Consider the following 18,121-nt stretch of genomic DNA (forward strand, 5'->3'; position numbering starts at 1 on the left):
CTCGCACTGCCCGGGACGCCCGCCCGGCGCATGGGCTCGCACTGCCCGGGACGCCCGCCCGGCGCATGGGCTCGCACTGCCCGGGACGCCCGCCGGGCGCACGCGTCGGGTGCGCCGGAGTGTGATGCAACGGACGGAGGCAACCGATCGGATCATCTGTATGCTCGCCGCCATGCCACCGACACCCGACGCCACCGCGCCGGGCGCCGCCGTGCCCGACCGGGAGGTGCCCGACCGGGGGCGCGCGGACGCCTGCCCCGGGGCGCTGCGTCTGCACCCGGCCGACGACGGCGCCCTGGCCCGGATCCGCCTGCCCGGCGGCCTGCTGACGGTCCGTCAGGCGCTCGCGCTGGCCGAGGCCGCCGAGGCCCTGGGCGACGGGGAATTGGAGACCACCTCGCGCGGCAACGTCCAACTGCGCGGCCTGGCTTCGCAGTGCGCGGCGGACCTCGCCGAACGGCTGCGCGCCGTCGGCCTGCTGCCCTCGGACACCCACGAACGGGTCCGCAACATCGTCGCCTCGCCGCTGGCCGGGCTGGACGCCACCGGTTCCGCACCTTCCGCACCTTCCGCACCTTCTGCACCTTCTGCCGATGTAGCCGATGTCGCCGATGTCCAGGCCTGGGTGCGGGAACTGGACGCGCGGCTGTGCGCGAGCGACTGGGCGGCCGGGCTCTCCGGCAAGTTCCTGTTCGCGCTGGACGACGGGCGGGGCGACGTCGCCGCGCTCGACGCCGATGTGACATTGATCGCAGGCTCGCGGGCCGCCGCTTCGGAGCGGCCCACCGTGCTGCGCCTCGGGCGGTCGAGCCACGGGCACCCGGTCCGGGCCGGACAGGAGGTGACGGCCGTGCTGGACGCGGCCCGCTCCTTCCTGGACGCGCTGCGGACGAGCGGACGCCAGGCCTGGCACCTGCGCGAGGTGCCCGACCTGCTGCCGGCCGGCTCGGTGCCGCTGCCCGCCTTCGCCGGTACGGCGCCCGCCGTCGGCGCGCACCCCGGCGGGCTCTCGGTGGGCCTGCGCTTCGGCCGTGCGAGCGCCGCGCAGTGGCGGGCGCTGGCCGCGGCTGCCTCGGCTTCGGCGGACGCGTCGGCTTCGGTGTCCGCGTCGTCCGCGTCGTCCGCGTCGTCCGGTGGGTTGCGGCTGACGCCCTGGCGTGGCGTGGTCCTGCCCGGCGCGCCCGCCGACCTGCTGCCCGCGCTCGCCGAGGCCGGGTTCCGTACCGAGCCGGGCTCGCCCTGGGAGCGGGCCACCGCCTGCACCGGGCTGCCGGGGTGCGCCAAGTCGCTCGCCGACGTCCGCTCGGACGCGGCCCGGGCGCTGGACGCCGGCCCCTGGCCCGCGGGCGGCGGCGCGGGGTCCGGCGCGCTGCCCGTGCACTGGTCGGGCTGTGAACGGCGCTGCGGCCACCCGGCCGGGCGGTGGGTGGACGTGCTCGCCACCGGGCACGGCTACCGGGTGACGGTGAAAGGACCGGCGGCCGCCCCCACGGTCGGTGACGTGGCGAACGCCGTGACGAACGGCGTGACGAATGCCGTGACGAACGACCTGACGAACGACGTGTCGAACGAGGAGATGGCCGAGGCGGTCGCCGAGGCCAGGAGGACCACGAAGTGATCGAGTACGAGAAGGACGGCGCGTCCATCTACCGCCAGTCCTTTGCCACCATCCGCGCGGAGGCCGATCTGGCCGCCCTCCCGGCGGACGTCTCCCAGGTCGCGGTGCGGATGATCCACGCCTGCGGGATGGTCGACCTGGTCGAGGACCTGGTGTACTCGCCCGGCGTGGTCGCCTCCGCGCGCGCCGCGCTGCACGCTGGTGCGCCGATCCTCTGCGACGTCAACATGGTCGCGAGCGGGGTGACCCGCAAGCGGCTGCCCGCCGACAACGAGGTGATCTGCACTCTCACCGACCCGTCGGTGCCCGAACTCGCCCGGAAGATGGGCAACACCCGCAGCGCCGCGGCCATGGAGCTGTGGCTGCCCCGGCTGGAGGGCGCTGTGGTCGCCGTCGGCAACGCGCCGACCTCGCTGTTCCGGCTGCTGGAGATGATCGAGGCGGGCGCGCCGCGCCCGGCCGCGGTGATCGGCGTCCCGGTCGGCTTCATCGGCGCCGCCGAGTCCAAGCAGGCCCTGGCCGAGCACCCGTCCGGCCTGGAGCACCTGGTGGTGCGTGGCCGGCGCGGCGGCAGCGCGATCGCGGCCGGTGCCATCAACGCGATTGCGAGCGAAGAAGAGTGACGGACCATCAGAAGGCCGCGGCCGGACGGCTGTACGGCGTCGGACTCGGCCCCGGCGACCCGTCGCTGGTGACCGTCCGCGCCGCCGAACTCATCGGCAAGGCCGACGTGGTGGCGTACCACAGCGCCCGGCACGGCCGGTCCATCGCACGCTCGATCGCCGAACGATACCTGACGGGCGGTCAGATCGAGGAGAAGCTGGTCTACCCGCTCACCGTCGAGACCACCGATCACCCCGGCGGCTACCGGGGCGCGCTGGACGACTTCTACGAGGAGGCCGCCGCCCGGCTGGCCGCCCACCTGGACGCCGGGCGCGACGTCGTCGTCCTCGCCGAGGGCGACCCGCTCTTCTACGGCTCGTACCAGCACATGCACAAGCGCCTCGCGCACCGCTACCCGACCGAGGTCGTGCCCGGCGTGACCTCGGTCAGCGCGGCGGCGGCCCGGCTCGGACAGCCGCTGACCGAAGCCGACGAGACGCTCACCGTCATCCCCGGCACGCTGCCCGAGGAGGAACTGACGGCGCGGATCGCGTCGGCCGACTCCGCCGTGATCATGAAGCTGGGGCGCACCTTCCCGACCGTCCGCCGGGCCCTGGAACGGGCCGGGAGGCTGGCGGACGCCCAGTACGTCGAGCGGGCCTTCATGGCGGGGGAGCGCATCGCGCCGCTCGCGGAGATCGACGGCGAGACGGTGCCGTACTTCTCGGTCGCGGTGCTGCCGAGCAAGGTCGCGCCGCTGGAGCCCGAGGTCCGGCTGTCGGACGGCGTGGGCAGCGTGACCGTCGTCGGCACCGGGCCGGCCGGACCGCTCTGGCTCACCCCCGAGGCGCGCGGCGCGCTGGCCGAGGCCACCGACCTGGTCGGCTACACCACCTACCTGGCCCGGGTGCCGGAGCGCCCCGGGCAGCGGCGGCACGGCTCGGACAACAAGGTGGAGTCGGAGCGCGCCGAGTACGCCCTGGACCTCGCCCGGCGCGGGCACCGGGTCGCGGTGGTCTCCTCGGGCGATCCGGGCGTGTTCGCGATGGCCACCGCCGTGCTGGAGGTCGCCTGCGAGGAGGACTACCGGGACGTCCCGGTGCGGATCCTGCCGGGGATGACCGCCGCCCACGCGGCCGCCTCCCGGGCCGGTGCCCCGCTCGGGCACGACTACGCGGTGGTGTCGCTCTCGGACCGGCTCAAGCCCTGGGACGTGGTGGCCAAGCGGCTGCGCGCCGCCGCCGAGGCGGACCTGGTGCTCGCGCTGTACAACCCGGGCTCGCAGTCCCGCACCACCCAGGTCGGCCTCGCCCGTGACCTGCTGCTGGAGTACCGGGCGCCGGAGACCCCGGTGGTCATGGCGCGCGACGTCGGCGGGCCGACCGAGCGGGTGCGGATCGTCCGGCTCGGCGAGCTGGATCCGGCGCTGGTCGACATGCGGACGATCCTGCTGATCGGCTCCTCGCAGACCCAGGCGGTCGAGCGGGGCGGCGGCGTGGAGGTCGTCTGGACGCCCCGGCGATACCCGGAGGGGTGACGGCGGACGAATGACAGAGGACAGCTGACAGATTTCATCATCTGTCAGCTGTCCTCTGTTTGCTGTTACCTGTCAGCCGTCAGCCGTTGCCCGCCAGCCGTTGCCCGCCAGCCGTTGTCTGCCGGCCGTCAGCGGGTCGGCTTGGCTATCAGCAGCTCCGTGTTGTGGTCCTCGCCCGCGCCCAGCAGCGCCGTCGGCCGCCCGTTCGGGTCGTTGTACGACAGCTCGCGGTAGAGCGCCGCGAGGTTGGCGTCCGAGGTGCCGCCGAAGTCCGTCGTGTACGGCGCGGAGGACTCGATCAGCGTGGTGAACAGCGAGAGCGTGCCGTCCCCGTTGTCCACGACCTCGATGATCCGGCCGTGCTGCGGGTAGTCGATGTGCGAGGCGGTGTTGATCTCCCAGAACGCCCGCTCCGGCACCGCGTGGCCGTGCGGCGTGATCTTGTTCATGTGGGTGTGCCCGTTCACCCACGCGACGACGTTCGGGTAGCGCTGCAGCAGCGTCACCAGCTCGTTGCCGTCGTGCCGCCGCTCGAAGATGTTGCGCGGGTCCGGCAGCAGGTTGCCCATCGAGGTGCTGGTGTGGTGGCTGAAGAGCATGATCACGTCGTCCGTGCTGCCGCCCGTCACCCGGCGCCCGTCGGCGTCGTACCAGTGCCCGCTGTGCGCCTGCAGCTGCTGCTCCAGCCAGCGCAGTTGCGCGGTGCCCAGCGAGCCGTCGGCGAACCCGGCCTGGTTGGTGGTGTCCAGGCTGATGCCGACCACCTTCTCCGAGATGCGGAAGGTGTAGTAGAGCTTGCCGCTGCTCACCATGTCCGAGGTGAAGCCGTGCCCGAACGGGCCCGCGCCGGTGACCGCCGGGTTCAGGTGGGCCTTGGCGAACTCCTTGAGGGTGAACGGCTTGCGGCGCTCGTCCGGGGTGATCCGGCGCACCGCCTCGCCGTCGGCGATCAGCTTGGCGAGCAGCAGCACGGCGCCCGCCGGGTCGCGGCGCAGCGAGTCCGTCAGCTGGGCGGCCGTCGCGTCGTCGCAGCCCTCCAGCTTGTACTGGCCGGTGTAGAGGTCGTTGAGCAGCCCGAGGTCCGGCAGCGTGCCCTCGATGCTGTCGTCGTGGTTGCCGACCGTCGTGTACCAGGGCGTACGCAGGCCGGGCGCGTCGAAGGGGCGGCCGGCGGCGGAGAGGAAGCCGGGCACCAGCGGGAAGCCCTTGGCCTTGTAGCCGTCGCTGTAGGCGAGTTCGGGGTTCCAGTACGCCGCGTTGCCGGAGTTCTGGACGCCCTCGTAGCGGTTCGGGTCACCGGTGTTCTGGGCCAGTCGGCCACCGCCCATGACCTTGAGGTACCAGTCGAGTTCGGCGAGCTCGTGGTTGTCGGTGTTGTCACCGGTGGCCATCACCATGCTGAACGGCATGCCGGTGTAGGGGCCGGTGGCGAGCGAGTTGACCCGCTCGACGAGGGCCGAGACGCCGCGGGCGTTCAGGGCCTCCTGCGGCCGGTAGGCGCTGCCGTTGTACCGGGCCAGGTACTCGAAGCGCACCGGGGACTCGGTGTCCACCAGGTGCAGGTCGCTGAACTGGACGAAGCTGGCCAGCCCGGTGCGGCGGTCGTCCCGTCCGGTGCCCGCCGCCGCCAGGTCGCCGCGGACCACCAGCGGCCAGCCCGGCCCGGCCGTCAGCCGCTTGTAGCCGCCGGTGCCGACCGGCGTGGCCACCTGCTCCAGCGTGGTCCCGGTGACCTTGACCGCCCGCGCGGCCGTGGTCGCCAGCGCCTGGTCGCGCGTCGCGGCGGAGGCGAACTGTGCGCCGCCCAGCGACAAGGCGGACCACGCGGCGGCCACCGACGTACCCGTGAGGAACGTACGCCGACTCATCCCTGCCACAAAAAACCCCCACATACTGATGGCCCGGCCGGGCGGACTACCCGATCACCGGACCCACGTGTCATGACCCCGCTTCTGGCGGACCGCCAGATTACTCACTGGTAGGCCCAGGGAGCGAGACCCGTGCGGAGAACACTTCGGGAACGCGGGACAACGGCTCCCGCGCAGCTCGCACACCGGCTTCCCGGCGCCCCCGCCCCGGGGTGCCACGGGCCACCCCGGTCGGGCCCCGCCCGGGCGAATGGGGGAAAATCGGCGGCGGCGGCCGGACCGGCCGCCCGGGAAGCAGGACGGACGGCGCGGGCGCCGTCGGAAGCGAGGCGCAGGTGGCCGCAGCGGGAGCCGAAGGCGCAGCCCAGGCGGAAGCCGGGGCGGGAGGCCGGGCAGGTCAGCTGAAGAGCAGCGGCCTGCGGCACGGCTGGACGACGGGCGCCTGCGCCACCGCCGCCACCAAGGCCGCGTACACCGCGCTGCTCACCGGCGAGTTCCCCGACCCCGTGGTCATCACCCTGCCCAAGGGCCAGCGGCCCGCCTTCGCCCTCGCCGCCGAGGAACTGGACGGGGGGCCGACCGCCGAGGAGCTCGCCGCGGGTGGGAGTGCCATGGCCGGAGTGGTCAAGGACGCCGGCGACGACCCCGACGTCACCCACGGTGCACTGATCCGTTCGACCGTACGGGCCGGCCGGCCCGGTGCCGGGGTGGTGTTCCGGGCCGGCCCGGGGGTGGGGACGGTCACCAAGGCCGGCCTGCCGCTGCCCGTCGGCGAGCCGGCGATCAACCCGGTGCCCCGGCAGATGATCCGGGACGCCGTCGCCGAGGTGGCCGCCGAGCACGGCGGCAGCGGGGACGTGGTGGTCGAGATCTCCGTCGACCACGGCGAGGAGATCGCCCGCTCGACCTGGAACCCGCGGCTCGGCATCCTCGGCGGCCTGTCGATCCTCGGGACCACCGGGATCGTCGTCCCCTACTCCTGCTCGGCCTGGATCGACTCCATCCGCCGCGGCGTGGACGTGGCCCGGGCGGCGGGGCGCACGCACGTGGCCGGCTGCACCGGGTCGACCTCGGAGAAGGTCGCGGTCGCGGTGCACGGGCTGCCCGAGGACGCGCTGCTGGACATGGGCGACTTCGCCGGCGCCGTGCTCAAGTACCTGAAGCGCCACCCGGTGCCCCGGCTGACCATTGCGGGCGGCTTCGCCAAGCTGTCCAAGCTCGCGGCCGGCCACCTCGACCTGCACTCCGCGCGCTCCCAGGTGGACAAGGGGTACCTGGCCGAACTGGCCCGGCGGGGTGGGGCGGACGAGGCGCTGGCGAAGGCGGTGGCGGCGGCCAACACGGGTCTGGAGGCGGTGCAGCTGTGCCGCGCGGCCGGGGTTCCGCTCGGGGACCTGGTCGCCGAGGCGGCCCGGGCGACGGCGCTCGGCGTGCTGCGGGGCTCGCCGGTCGCGGTGGACGTCATCTGCATCGACCGCGCGGGCACCGTCGTCGGCCGGGCGGAGCCACTGGGGCCGTGATGCCGCCGGGCCGTCATGCCGCGGGCTGTGATGCCGCGGGCTGTGATGCCGCCGGGCCCGTGACATTGTCACGACTGTCACGGGAGCGTGACGACACCACGTGGTGATGTGAAGATCTGACGGCCATACAGGGAGGGAAACGGACAAAAGGAGCGCCGCACCGTCCATCGGTTCCATCGTCATCTCAGCCATGAGATATGGTCTGGCGAGTGACAGGCGACTATCTCACCCGAATCGGCACCCTCATCCGTACCGCGCGCCAGCACCGCGGCTGGTCCCAGGCGCAGCTCGGAGAGGCACTCGGTACCAGCCAGAGCGCGGTCAACCGCATCGAACAGGGCAAGCAGAACGTCAGCCTTGAGATGATCGCCCGCATCGGCGAAGCCCTCGACAGCGAGATCGTCTCCCTCGGCTACTCCGGCCCGATGCACCTGCGGGTCGCCGGCGGCACCCGCCTCTCCGGTGCCATCGACGTCCGCAGCAGCAAGAACGCCTGCGTCGCGATCCTCTGCGCCTCGCTGCTGACCACCGGCCGCACCACGATCCGCAGCGTCGCCCGGATCGAAGAGGTCTACCGCATCCTCGAGGTGCTCACCAGCATCGGCGTCAAGAGCCGCTGGATCAACGACGGCCGCGACCTCGAACTCACCCCGCCCGCCGAGCTGGACCTCGCCGCGATGGACGTCGAGGCCGCCCGCCGCACCCGCAGCGTGCTGATGTTCCTCGGCCCGCTGATGCACCGCGCCCAGCACTTCGCCATCCCGTACGCGGGCGGCTGCGACCTCGGCACCCGCACCGTCCAGCCGCACCTGACCGCGCTGCGCCGCTTCGGCCTGGAGGTCGCCACCACCGGCGGCGCCTACCACGCCTCGGTCGAGCCGGGCGCCCCGCTGGACCGCCCGATCGTCCTGACCGAGCGCGGGGACACCGTCACCGAGAACGCCCTGCTCGCCGCCGCGCGGCACGACGGCGTGAGCGTCATCCGCAACGCCTCGCCCAACTACATGGTCCAGGACCTCTGCTTCTTCCTCGAGAAGCTGGGCGTCAGGATCGAGGGCATCGGCACCACCACCCTCACCGTGCACGGCGTCCCGCAGATCACCTGCGACGTCGACTACACCCCGGCCGAGGACCCGGTGGAGGCGATGAGCCTGCTCGCCGCCGCCGTCGTCACCTCCTCCGAGCTGACGATCCGCCGGGTGCCGATCGAGTTCCTGGAGATCGAGCTCGCCGTGCTCGAGGGCATGGGCCTCGACTACGACCGCACCCCGGAGTACCGGGCCCACAACGGCCACACCCGCCTGGTCGACCTCACGGTGCGCCCCTCCAAGCTGACCGCCCCGATCGACACCATCCACCCGATGCCGTTCCCCGGCATCAACATCGACAACGTGCCGTTCTTCGCCGCCATCGCCGCGGCCGCCCACGGCACCACGATGATCCACGACTGGGTCTACGACAACCGCGCGATCTACCTCACCGAGCTGACCCGCCTCGGCGCGGACGTCAAGCTCCTGGACCCGCACCGCGTGCTGGTCCAGGGCCCCACCCGCTGGCGCGCCGCCGAGATGATGTGCCCCCCGGCGCTGCGCCCCGCCGTCGTCATCCTCCTCGCGATGCTCGCCGCCCAGGGCACCTCGGTCCTGCGCAACGTCTACGTCATCAACCGCGGTTACGAGGACCTCGCCGAGCGCCTCAACTCGATCGGCGCCCAGATCGAGACCTTCCGCGACATCTGAGATATTCGAAATATCTGATAGACCGTCATCCTGCTGACAGGCCCCACCCGTTGAGTCCGGTCAGCAGGATGGCCACGTCCAACCCGGTGTTCAGGTACTCCACGAACACCGGGTTGTTCAGCGCCCAGGGCGACCGCCGTTCCCGAACCAGCCGGATCGCCTCACCGCTGTCACGGCCGAGGCCGACCAGCGCCTGCGCCACCACCAGGCCCGAGCGGTTGTAGCCCGAGTGGCAGCGCACCAGCGTCCGGCGGCCGCGGTGGACGGCCGCCACCGTGAGCTCCGCCGCCTCCTGCACGGACGCGAGCTGGCCGGGGGAGAGCGGGTCGTCCGGCACCTCCCGGACGACGTGCTCCACCCCGGGTGCCGGACCGTGCCCGGGAAGCGTGAACAGGCTCACCACCAGGTCGAACTCGCGCCGGACGACGGCGGGTTCCAGCTCTCCGCCGGGCGGGGTGAAGTAGTGCCCGCCCATCCAGAGCCCGGGGACGATCTCGTTCCACGGGCCCGACGGCCCGGGGGTGTCGCGTTCCTTCTGGCGGGTTCGCATCCCTGCTCCCTCTGGCGCCGCCAGGCTCCGGTGCCAGCCGCCGGTGCTACTCGCGGGTGCTACTCGCCGGTGGTGCCGTCGAGGTGTTCGCGGAGGAGGTCGGCGTGGCCGTTGTGGCGGGCGTACTCCTCGATCATGTGGGTGAGGATCCAGCGCAGCGAGAAGACTTCCTCGCCGTGGCGGCCCAGGACGTCCAACGACTCCGCGGCGGCGACGAGTTCCCGGGAGTGGTCGCACTCGCGGCGCCAGATCGCGAAGGCCTCGTCCGGGTCGGCGGTTTCGGTGTCGAACTCGGCGAACGTGCCGTCGGGGTTCTTCCAGAAACCGGGCCTGGCTTCGTCGTTGAAGACGTTGCGGAACCAGCTGCGCTCCACCTCGGCGAGGTGCCGGACCAGGCCGAGCAGCGAGAGCCCGGAGGGTTCCAGCACCCGGGCACGGAGCTGCTCGGTCGTCAGGCCCGCGCACTTCATCGCGAGGGTGTCGCGCTGGTGGTCCAGGAAGCCTGTCAGGGTGGTGCGTTCGTCGGAGGTACGCGGGGTCGGGGTGCGCTGGTCGTCGCTCATCAGGCCATCCTGCCGGGGCGGTCGGCGGGACCGCCCGGCAATTTCACGGACCGGACTCAGCCCGGCGGCTCCAGGCCCAGCTGTTCCAGCCGGCGCACCGCGCCCTCGACGTCCGGCACGACCGGCACGCCGTCCGGCACCGGCGGACGCTCCACGATGATGACGGGCAGGCGCAGTTCGCGGGCGGCGGTCAGCTTGGGGGCGGTCGCGGCGCCGCCGCTGTCCTTGGTGACCAGGACGTCGATGCGGTGCTCGCGCAGTAGCGCCCGTTCGCCGTCGAGCGTGAACGGGCCGCGGTCCAGCAGGACTTCGAAGGACGGCGGCAGCGGTGGCTCGGGCGGGTCGACCGAGCGGGCGAGGAAGTGGACCCCGTCGAGGTGGGCGAAGGCGGCGAGGCCCTGGCGTCCGGTGGTGAGGAAGACCCGCTCCCCGTGCCGCGGCAGCAGTTCGGCCGCCGCGTCGAGCGAGGGGACGGGGAGCCAACGGTCCCCGTCGACGGGGGTGAAGCCGGGGCGGCGCAGCACCAGCAGCGGCACGCCGGTGGCGGAGGCCGCGAGGGCCGCGTTCCGCGAGATGCCGGCGGCGAACGGATGGGTGGCGTCGACGACGGCATCCACCCGCTCGGCGCGCAGCCAGGCGGCCAGGCCGTCCGGGCCGCCGAAGCCGCCGATCCGCACCTCCCCGGCGGGCAGCCGGGGTTGGGCGACCCGACCGGCCAGCGAGCTGGTGACCCGCAGGGACGGGCGGCCGTCGAGGGCGGCGGCCAGCGTCCGCCCCTCCGTCGTCCCGCCGAGGATGAGCAGGTGGCGCATCAGGACCCGCAGGGCTCGTGCGGGCGTTCACGGTCCGCCGAGTAGAGGTGGCTGTCGCGGAAGTGCTCGGCGGCCAGCGTCCGGCCGACGAGGATGACGGCGGTGCGGACCACGCCCGCCGCCTTGACCTGCTCGGCGATGTCGCCGACGGTGCCGCGCAGCACCAGCTCGTCCGGACGGCTGGCCATCGCGACGACGGCGGCCGGGCAGTCGGCGCCGTAGTGGGGGAGCAGTTGCTCGACCACGTCGTCCACGTATCCGGCGGCCAGGTGCAGCACCAGCAGGGCGCCGCTGCGGCCGAGGGTGGCGAGGTCCTCACCCTCGGGCATCGGGGTGGCGCGCTTGGCGATCCGGGTGAGGATGACGGTCTGGCCGACGGTCGGCACGGTCAACTCCCGCTTCAGCGCGGCCGCGGCGGCGGCGAACGCGGGCACGCCGGGGACCACCTCGTACGGGATGCCCACCGCGTCCAGGCGGCGCATCTGCTCGGCGACGGCGGAGAAGACGGACGGGTCACCGGAGTGCAGCCGGGCCACGTCCTTGCCTTCGCGGTGGGCGCGGGACATCTCGTCGATGATCAGGTCCAGCGTCATGTGGGCGGTGTCGACGAGCCGGGCGCCGGGCGGGCACTCGTCCAGCAGCTCGCGCGGCACCAGGCTGCCGGCGAACAGGCAGACCTCGGTGCGGGCCAGGATGCGCTGGCCGCGCAGGGTGATCAGGTCGGCGGCACCCGGGCCGGCTCCGATGAAGTAGACGGTCACGAGGCGTCCTCCTGGGGGGTGTCGGTCTTGACGGCGGACCACTGGGTGACCGGCATGGCCTGGCGCCACCCGGTGAAGCCGCCCACCGGGACGGCGTGGGCGACGGCCAGCTTGACGAGTTCGCCGCCGTGGCGTCGGTACCACTCGGTGAGCAGCGCCTCGGACTCCAGGGTCACGGTATTGGCGACCAGCCGGCCGCCCGGGCGCAGTGCGGCCCAGCAACTGTCCAGCAGGCCGGGCACGGTGAGGCCGCCGCCGATGAACACGGCGTCGGGCGTGGGGAGTCCGGTGAGCGCGGCGGGGGCGGGGCCGGTCACCACGCGCAGCCGGGGCACGCCCAGCGCGGCGGCGTTGCGGGCGATCCGCTCGGCGCGCACCGGGTCCCGCTCGACGCTGACGGCCCGGCAGTCGCGGTGGGCGCGCAGCCACTCGACGGCGATCGAGCCCGAGCCGCCGCCGACGTCCCAGAGCAGCTCGCCGGGGGAGGGGGCGAGCGTGGCGAGGGTCGCGGCGCGGACGTGGCGCTTGGTGAGCTGGCCGTCGCTCTCGAACGCGGCGTCGGGCAGCCCGGGGACGAGGGAGCTGCGGGGGCCGTCGCCGAGTTCGACGGCGATCAGGTTCAGCGGGTCGCCGGGCAGGTGCGGCCAGCCGTCGGCGGGGCCGTCGAGCTGCCGCGCGCGCGGGTGGCCGAGCTTCTCGAGGACACGAAGCCGGGCGGTGCCGTAGCCGCGCTCGGTGAGCAGCGCGGCGACGGCGGCCGGGGTCGCGGCGTCGGCGCTGAGCACCAGCAGGCGGCGGCCGGGGTGAAGGGCGAGCGCGAGGGTGTCCAGTGGGCGGCCGACCAGACTGACCACCTCGGTCGCCTCCAGCGGCCAGCCGAGCCGGGCGCAGGCGTAGGAGACGGCGGAGGGGTGCGGCAGGACGCGCAGCCGCTCGACGCCGACGGTCTCGGCGAGGGTGCGGCCGATGCCGAAGAACATGGGGTCGCCGCTGGCCAGGACGGCGACGCGGCGGTCGGCGTGGGCGGCGAGCAGGCCGGGGACGGCCGGGCGCAACGGGGACGGCCAGGGGACGCGCTCGGCGGTGACCTCGTCGTCGGGGAGCAGGTCCAGCTGGCGGGGGCCGCCGACGACCACCTCGGCGTCCCGCAGGGCGGCCCGGGAGGTGGCGGCGAGGCCGGGCCAGCCGTCGGCCCCGATCCCGACGACGGTGATCGGGGGTGGCAGCTCGGGCACCGGTGGCTCCTCGTCCGTTCGATCCTGGGGATCCAGCGATCATGCTGGCCGGGGCAGCCTACCTGGCGGTATCCGGGAGGTCCGGGCCGGATCTCACAGGGGACAGATGACAGATGACAGATTTCAAACTCTGTTCGCTGAACTCTGTCCGCTGTCAGTTATTCGCCGCCCCCGTCAGCCGTCAGCCGTCACCTGTCCGCCCAGTCCCCCGACTCGATCAGCGCCGGCCGCTCGCGCAGTCGCGCCTCGGCGGCCGGCCCGGCAAGGTAGACCCACGCGTCCCGCGGCTCACCCGCCGCCGTCCGCACCGCCATCCGCCGCCGCACGTACAGCCCGGTCCCGTCCGCGCGGCACTCCTCCAGCAGGTCCAGGGCCGCGAGTGCTCCGGCGTACGCGCCCGGGCGTACGGTAACCAGCTCACCCGCGATCCGGCGTCCGGGCGTCGCGTCGAGCACCGCGTACGGGAAGCCGGGGCCCGCGTGCAGCGCGGCGCCGTCCAGTACCGCCGGGCGGACGTCGGCACAGCGTCCGGCCAGGTGCGCAGCGTGGTTGCGGCCGCCGCTGCGCAGGGTGCCGTAGACGAAGAAGGGCAGGTCCTCCTCGGACTCGGACACGGGTTCGACCTCCTGGCTGGGGAGCGCCCACGGTACGTCCTCCGGTCCGATTCGTGATACCGACTGGCGCACCAGGTCGTCGATGCGCTGTCATATCGGATGTTCGGCCAGCACCGTCCTAGGGGGACACACATGACATCGCCCGCTTCATCCCAACCAGCCACCGCCCCCGGTCCCGCCCCCGCCACGCCTTCCACCAGCCTGTCCACCACAACCCCCTCCACAACCCCCTCCACCACCCCCTCCACCAGCCCGTCCCCGCTCGGCGACGCCCGCCCCGCCGCCCGCCTCGGCGGCGCGGTCTGGCTGGCCCTCGCCGTCGTCTACGTCGTCTGGGGCTCGACCTACCTGGCGATCCGGATCGCTGTGGAGACGATGCCCTCGTTCCTCTCCGCCGCCGCCCGTTTCCTCACCGCGGGCCTCCTGCTGGCCGGCTACCTGCTGGTGCGCCAGGGCCCGGCCGGGCTGAAGGTGAGCGGACGCCAGCTGGCCTCCGCCGCCCTGGTCGGCGTGCTGCTGCTGACCGGTGGCAACGGACTGGTGGTCCTGGGCGAGACCTCCGTGCCCTCCGGCCTGGCCGCTCTGCTGGTGGCGGCCGTCCCGCTGTGGATGGTGGTGCTGACGGCCTTCGGCGGTGAGCGTCCGAAGCCCGCCGAGCTCGCCGGTGTGCTGCTCGGGCTGGTCGGCCTCGGTGTGCTGTCGGCCCCGGCGATCGGTGGGTCCATCAAGCCGCTCGGCGTGATCCTGATCATCTGCGCCACGCTGCTCTGGTCGGCCGGCTCCTTCGCGAGCAAGAAGATCCCGCTGCCGGGCAACGTGCTCGCCGCGAGCGCGTACCAGATGCTGGCCGGCGGCCTCTGCGATCTGCTGATCGGACTGGTCCGCGGTGAGCAGCACGGGCTGGACCTGGCGACCGTCTCCGGCCGGTCCTGGCTGGCCCTCGCCTACCTGGTGGTGTTCGGCTCGCTGGTCGCCTTCACCGCGTACGCCTGGCTGCTGCGCTCCGCCCCGCTGACGCTGGTCGGCACGTACGCGTACGTGAACCCGGTGGTCGCGGTGCTGCTGGGCTGGCTGATCCTGGCCGAGCCGCTGACCGGCCCCACCCTGGCGGGCGGGGCGATCGTGGTCGCGGGCGTCTGCCTGGTGGTGAGCGTCAGCCGGCGGCCGCGGCGTTCTGCGCGCCCGGGGCGTCCTGCGCGTCCTGCGCGTTCGCGTCCGTCGAAGGTGTCGTCCGGGCGTAGGTGAGGATGACGTTCCCACGCTCGAAGACCCGGCTGTCGGTGAGCGTGAAGGTGCGCGGTTCGAAGCCCGTGCGGAACAGCGGGATGCCCGACCCGGCCACCACCGGGTACTGCTTGATGATCAGTTCGTCGATCTCGGGCAGCAGCCGGCCGGCCAGGTCGGCGCCCCCGCAGAGCCAGATGCCGAGCCCGTCCTCCTGCTTGAGCCGGCGGACGACGCTCAGCGGGTCCTCGGCGGTGACCTCCACCGCGGGGTCCGGGCTCGACTCCAGGGTGCGGGAGAAGACGATCTGCCGCAGGTGGGCGTACGGGCTGGTGAGGCCGACGGCCAGCCCGACGTCGTAGCTGCCGCGCCCCTGGAGCACGGTGTCGAAGCGCTTGTTGGGTGCCTCCGCGATGCCGACCGCCGTGCGGCCGGGGGTGGGGATGGTCTCCGGGTACTCGGTGAAGAGCGTCGGGGCGAAGTCCTCGGTGAGGTGCGGCATGAAGAAGTCGAAGTCACCGTTCGGGGCTGCGATGAAGCCGTCGATGGTGGTGCCGACGAAGTAGCTGAGCTTGCGCATTCAGGTCCTCGGGATCGATGAACGGGATCGGGACGCGGCGCGGGCCGTCCAGGCCTGCTCCATGAACCACGACAATTATAGTACTCCGGTCGTAGTGGTTGCCAGGGGTCTCCTGAAATCAAGGGGTTCCTGAAACAAGGAATCTCCTGAAACCGGCTCCTCGAGCCCATGTCGCCCCGATCCGGTACCGCCCCGAGTCCCGGAAGTCCGCAGGAGGCAGAATCGGCCCATGGTCCAGAACCCCGCCCGCCGCACCGCCCTCGCCGACGCCGCCATCGAGGTCCTCGCCCACGAGGGCGCCCGCGGCCTCACCTTCCGCGCGGTCGACGTCCAGGCCGGCGTCCCCAAGGGCACGGCCTCCAACTACTTCGCCAGCCGGGACCACCTGCTCCACCAGACCGCCCGGCACATCCACCACCGGATCATCCCGGACCCGGCGATCATCGACGAGCTGATGCGCGCCCCCCGCGACCGCGCCCTGGTCACGGCCCTGATGCACGAGCTGATCCGCCGCGTCAGCGCCGACCGGGCCGGCTACCTCGCGATGCTCGAGCTGCGTCTGGAGGCCACCCGCCGCCCGGACCTGCGGGCCCAGCTCACCCGCACCATCCGGGACGACCTGGAGGCCAACATCGCCTACCACCTGGGCGAGGGCCTCCCCGGCGACCGGGAGGCCGTCATCGTGCTCTACCTCGCCATGACCGGCCTGATCATCGAACACCTCACCCTGCCCGAGGTGTTGGGCGTCGACGGCCTCGCGGCGCTGGTCGACACCATCGTCGAGCGGATCGTCCCGGCCGCCTGACCGGGACGATCCTTCGCTCCGTCCCGTCCGTAAGTCCGGCTCAGAAGCCGTGCGGGGGCTTGCCTGTCCACCAGTTGCCGGGTGCGTCCGGGTCGCGGCTGGTCCAGTACTCGATGATCGCGTTGGTGAACTCGGCCGCGGACAGCACGCCGTCGCCGTCGGTGTCGAGGTGGCGGAAGGCTTCGTCGGCGTCGTCGCGGCCGAGGCCGGCGAAGTGGCCGCGCTGGAAGACGAAGAACTCGCCCGCGTCCACGGTTCCGCTGTGGTCGGCGTCGGCGACGGCGAGGAAGGCCTCGGCGAGCGCGCCGAGGATGTCCCGGGCGGCCTCGGGGTCGTCGGCGAGCGAGCCGGTCGAGGCGGTGAACTGCTCGCGGGTGATCGCCTCGGTGCCGGCGGGCAGTCGCGCGAGGTGGAGGTCGTGCCAGATCGTCAGGTAGGCGCGGACGATGACGGCTTCCGCCTCCGAGCCCTCCTGGTGGCCGAGCGAGCGGGCCACCGAGTGGCCCATCAGGACGTGGTCCCGTTCGGTGAGCAGGCCGTCGCCGTCGGCGTCGAGGTGATCGAAACCGTGGTGAATCTTCGCGTTGAGCAGGTCGTCCGACAATGTGCCCCCTCGGGCTGGCGATTCCTACGTCTGCTATGTCACATCGCCTGCACGCTAACGCCTTGAGCCGGAATCGCGCAGCAGAACGAAGGGCGAATGCCTGCGCGAGCGCGGTCGGTGGGATCAGGGGTGGTGGGAGCGGGTCATCTGGCACCGGTGAAGGCTGGCGACGACCTGGCGGGGGTCGCCGGGCGCGGCGAAGTCGGTGGGCGTGCTGCGTGGACCGTTCCGCCGCACGTTACTGAGCGCCGTCGGCCGTATCCGGAAAGCCCGCCGCCGGTTCGCACATGCGGGTGACCGGCTGCTGATTCCCCCGCGCACCCGAGTGCCGGCCTGCTAAGCGTGCCCTCAATCCTCCGGGTGGTCAGTTCTCCTGGGGCCATCCCCCCTGGTGGTCAGTCCTCCTGGTGGTCGGCCCAGACGTACGTCTCCGGCAGCAGGTCCAGCACCGGTACGGTGCGCAGCTCGGACCCCTGCCCGACGATGATCCGCACCTGCGGGAAGTAGTCCAGCAGCGCCTGGCGGCAGCGCCCGCACGGCGGGATCACCCCGCGCTCCCGGTCGCCGACCGCCACGACGGTGGTGAGCTCGTACGCCCCCTGCCCGGCCGCCGCCCCGATGAGCACCAGCTCCGCGCAGGGCCCGCCGGTGAAGTGGTAGGCGTTCAGGGCGGTGACGATCCGCCCGTCGGCATTGCGCCCGGCGGCCGCCACGGTGTGGTTGTCGCCCCGCGCGTACCGCCGCGCCACCTCCTGGGCTGCCTCGACGAGCTCCGTGTCCACGGGTGCCTGGTTGCTGGTGGACATATTCGCTACACCTCTTTGATCGGACCTGACAGGCTTCGATCATGAACCGCCCGCCCCTGATCGTGCCAACCCTTTCCGCCGGCCCCTTCACCCTGCGCCCCTGGCGCCTCACCGACCTGCCGGTCATCCGGGAGGCCGCCGCCGACCCGTACATCCCGCTGGTCACCACCGTTCCGGCCGCGTACGACGAGGCGGCCGGGCGGGCCTTCGTCGAGCGGCAGTGGGCGAAGGCCGCCGACGGCGCCGGCTGCTCCTTCGCGGTCGCCTGCCAGGCGGACGGGGGAGGGGCGGGCGGCGGGGCAGAAGCGGACGGGGCAGAGGCGCCGGACCGGGCCGTGGGCTTCGTCGGCCTGTTCCCGCAGCCCGACGACCGTGCCTCGATCGGCTACTGGACGGCTCCCTCGGCGCGCGGCGGGGGCGTGGCGGGCCACGCGCTGCGGGCCGTCGCCGACTGGGCGCTGGACGAACTGGGCCTGGCCCGGCTGGAGCTGTCCATCGAGCCGTGGAACACCGGATCGCTGCGCGCCGCCGAGCGGACCGGCTTCCGCCGCGAGGGCCTGTTGCGCTCCCACCGCACGATCGGCGGGGAGCGCCGCGACATGTACCTCTACGCGCTCCTCCCCGACGACCCGCGCTGACCCCGCGAGCGAAGCCGCCCGGGCGGGCCGCCCGCGTGAGCCGT

General features: G+C 73.1%; 18 protein-coding genes. 8 read left to right on the forward strand and 10 right to left on the reverse strand.

Annotation, left to right across the window (positions count from 1 at the left end; translation table 11 throughout):
* The first annotated feature begins 160 nt into the window (after nt 1-160).
* The 3 genes from ACZ52J_RS18005 to ACZ52J_RS18015 are packed head-to-tail and all read left to right on the forward strand — an operon-like array spanning nt 161 to nt 3,758.
* Nucleotides 161-1,618 (forward strand): hypothetical protein, encoded by a 1,458-nt coding sequence (locus tag ACZ52J_RS18005; RefSeq protein ID WP_465619893.1) that lies wholly within the window; start codon nt 161-163, stop codon nt 1,616-1,618.
* Nucleotides 1,615-2,241 carry a precorrin-8X methylmutase gene (locus tag ACZ52J_RS18010; RefSeq protein WP_360489825.1) on the forward strand — a complete coding sequence of 209 codons (627 nt, stop codon included), beginning with the start codon at nt 1,615-1,617 and terminating at the stop codon, nt 2,239-2,241. The genes ACZ52J_RS18005 and ACZ52J_RS18010 overlap by 4 nt, the downstream gene beginning before the upstream one ends.
* Complete coding sequence (locus ACZ52J_RS18015; protein WP_465619895.1) at nt 2,238-3,758, forward strand: precorrin-2 C(20)-methyltransferase; 1,521 nt, start codon at nt 2,238-2,240, stop codon at nt 3,756-3,758. The genes ACZ52J_RS18010 and ACZ52J_RS18015 overlap by 4 nt, the downstream gene beginning before the upstream one ends.
* Before the next feature lie 128 nt (nt 3,759-3,886).
* Here ACZ52J_RS18015 and ACZ52J_RS18020 read toward each other — a convergent pair whose 3' ends face one another.
* Nucleotides 3,887-5,626, reverse strand: coding sequence for a TIGR03767 family metallophosphoesterase (locus tag ACZ52J_RS18020; protein ID WP_360489821.1), 1,740 nt, complete (start codon nt 5,624-5,626; stop codon nt 3,887-3,889).
* A 335-nt stretch (nt 5,627-5,961) separates the two neighbouring features.
* On the opposite strand from ACZ52J_RS18020, the gene ACZ52J_RS18025 reads away from it, so the two are divergent.
* Together ACZ52J_RS18025 and ACZ52J_RS18030 are read left to right on the forward strand one after the other, a co-directional pair.
* Nucleotides 5,962-7,146: a cobalt-precorrin-5B (C(1))-methyltransferase gene (locus tag ACZ52J_RS18025; RefSeq protein ID WP_465619897.1), complete on the forward strand. Its 1,185-nt coding sequence runs from the start codon at nt 5,962-5,964 to the stop codon at nt 7,144-7,146.
* A 209-nt stretch (nt 7,147-7,355) separates the two neighbouring features.
* Nucleotides 7,356-8,885 (forward strand): UDP-N-acetylglucosamine 1-carboxyvinyltransferase, encoded by a 1,530-nt coding sequence (locus ACZ52J_RS18030; protein WP_360489817.1) that lies wholly within the window; start codon nt 7,356-7,358, stop codon nt 8,883-8,885.
* Nucleotides 8,886-8,910: 25 nt separating this feature from the next.
* Here ACZ52J_RS18030 and ACZ52J_RS18035 read toward each other — a convergent pair whose 3' ends face one another.
* From ACZ52J_RS18035 to ACZ52J_RS18060, 6 genes are all read right to left on the reverse strand, one after another.
* Entirely contained in the window at nt 8,911-9,435 is a 525-nt protein-coding gene (locus ACZ52J_RS18035) for a protein-tyrosine phosphatase family protein (protein ID WP_465619899.1), read from the reverse strand.
* Between the two features lie 59 nt (nt 9,436-9,494).
* Nucleotides 9,495-9,998: a DinB family protein gene (locus tag ACZ52J_RS18040; protein ID WP_465619901.1), complete on the reverse strand. Its 504-nt coding sequence runs from the start codon at nt 9,996-9,998 to the stop codon at nt 9,495-9,497.
* Nucleotides 9,999-10,054: 56 nt separating this feature from the next.
* Entirely contained in the window at nt 10,055-10,810 is a 756-nt protein-coding gene (locus tag ACZ52J_RS18045; protein ID WP_465619902.1) for a cobalt-precorrin-6A reductase, read from the reverse strand.
* Complete coding sequence (gene cobM, locus ACZ52J_RS18050) at nt 10,810-11,571, reverse strand: precorrin-4 C(11)-methyltransferase (protein WP_465619904.1); 762 nt, start codon at nt 11,569-11,571, stop codon at nt 10,810-10,812. The genes ACZ52J_RS18045 and cobM overlap by 1 nt, the downstream gene beginning before the upstream one ends.
* The gene (cbiE, locus tag ACZ52J_RS18055) at nt 11,568-12,806 is read right to left on the reverse strand and encodes a precorrin-6y C5,15-methyltransferase (decarboxylating) subunit CbiE (RefSeq protein ID WP_465619906.1); all 1,239 of its coding nucleotides are present in this window, start codon (nt 12,804-12,806) and stop codon (nt 11,568-11,570) included. Before cbiE ends, cobM begins: the two co-directional genes overlap by 4 nt.
* A 188-nt stretch (nt 12,807-12,994) precedes the next feature.
* Nucleotides 12,995-13,420 carry a gamma-glutamylcyclotransferase family protein gene (locus ACZ52J_RS18060; RefSeq protein WP_465619908.1) on the reverse strand — a complete coding sequence of 142 codons (426 nt, stop codon included), beginning with the start codon at nt 13,418-13,420 and terminating at the stop codon, nt 12,995-12,997.
* Nucleotides 13,421-13,552: 132 nt separating this feature from the next.
* Here ACZ52J_RS18060 and ACZ52J_RS18065 point away from each other — a divergent pair, with 132 nt between their 5' ends.
* Nucleotides 13,553-14,665, forward strand: coding sequence for an EamA family transporter (locus ACZ52J_RS18065; protein ID WP_465619910.1), 1,113 nt, complete (start codon nt 13,553-13,555; stop codon nt 14,663-14,665).
* On the opposite strand, the gene ACZ52J_RS18070 is transcribed toward ACZ52J_RS18065, so the two are convergent.
* Nucleotides 14,574-15,224, reverse strand: coding sequence for a dihydrofolate reductase family protein (locus tag ACZ52J_RS18070; protein WP_465619911.1), 651 nt, complete (start codon nt 15,222-15,224; stop codon nt 14,574-14,576). The genes ACZ52J_RS18065 and ACZ52J_RS18070 overlap by 92 nt on opposite strands.
* Nucleotides 15,225-15,453: 229 nt before the next feature.
* Here ACZ52J_RS18070 and ACZ52J_RS18075 point away from each other — a divergent pair, with 229 nt between their 5' ends.
* Complete coding sequence (locus ACZ52J_RS18075; RefSeq protein ID WP_465619913.1) at nt 15,454-16,029, forward strand: TetR/AcrR family transcriptional regulator; 576 nt, start codon at nt 15,454-15,456, stop codon at nt 16,027-16,029.
* Between the two features lie 40 nt (nt 16,030-16,069).
* On the opposite strand, the gene ACZ52J_RS18080 is transcribed toward ACZ52J_RS18075, so the two are convergent.
* A complete protein-coding gene (locus tag ACZ52J_RS18080) occupies nt 16,070-16,633 on the reverse strand; it encodes an EF-hand domain-containing protein (protein WP_465619915.1) in 564 nt (187 codons plus the stop codon).
* 395 nt (nt 16,634-17,028) lie between these two features.
* The gene (locus tag ACZ52J_RS18085) at nt 17,029-17,439 is read right to left on the reverse strand and encodes a cytidine deaminase family protein (RefSeq protein WP_360489797.1); all 411 of its coding nucleotides are present in this window, start codon (nt 17,437-17,439) and stop codon (nt 17,029-17,031) included.
* Nucleotides 17,440-17,480: 41 nt separating this feature from the next.
* On the opposite strand from ACZ52J_RS18085, the gene ACZ52J_RS18090 reads away from it, so the two are divergent.
* The gene (locus ACZ52J_RS18090) at nt 17,481-18,077 is read left to right on the forward strand and encodes a GNAT family N-acetyltransferase (protein WP_465619918.1); all 597 of its coding nucleotides are present in this window, start codon (nt 17,481-17,483) and stop codon (nt 18,075-18,077) included.
* The last annotated feature ends 44 nt before the right edge of the window (nt 18,078-18,121 follow it).

The sequence above is a fragment of the Kitasatospora sp. NPDC034035 genome (assembly GCF_055575755.1).

Coding starts and splice junctions, on each gene's coding strand:
- ACZ52J_RS18005 (WP_465619893.1), top strand. CDS start 161: ATGCTCGCCGCCATGCCACCGACACCCGACGCCACCGCGCCGGGCGCC.
- ACZ52J_RS18020 (WP_360489821.1), bottom strand. CDS start 5,626: ATGAGTCGGCGTACGTTCCTCACGGGTACGTCGGTGGCCGCCGCGTGG.
- ACZ52J_RS18035 (WP_465619899.1), bottom strand. CDS start 9,435: ATGCGAACCCGCCAGAAGGAACGCGACACCCCCGGGCCGTCGGGCCCG.
- ACZ52J_RS18040 (WP_465619901.1), bottom strand. CDS start 9,998: ATGAGCGACGACCAGCGCACCCCGACCCCGCGTACCTCCGACGAACGC.
- ACZ52J_RS18045 (WP_465619902.1), bottom strand. CDS start 10,810: ATGCGCCACCTGCTCATCCTCGGCGGGACGACGGAGGGGCGGACGCTG.
- ACZ52J_RS18065 (WP_465619910.1), top strand. CDS start 13,553: ATGACATCGCCCGCTTCATCCCAACCAGCCACCGCCCCCGGTCCCGCC.
- ACZ52J_RS18070 (WP_465619911.1), bottom strand. CDS start 15,224: ATGCGCAAGCTCAGCTACTTCGTCGGCACCACCATCGACGGCTTCATC.
- ACZ52J_RS18075 (WP_465619913.1), top strand. CDS start 15,454: ATGGTCCAGAACCCCGCCCGCCGCACCGCCCTCGCCGACGCCGCCATC.
- ACZ52J_RS18085 (WP_360489797.1), bottom strand. CDS start 17,439: ATGTCCACCAGCAACCAGGCACCCGTGGACACGGAGCTCGTCGAGGCA.
- ACZ52J_RS18090 (WP_465619918.1), top strand. CDS start 17,481: ATGAACCGCCCGCCCCTGATCGTGCCAACCCTTTCCGCCGGCCCCTTC.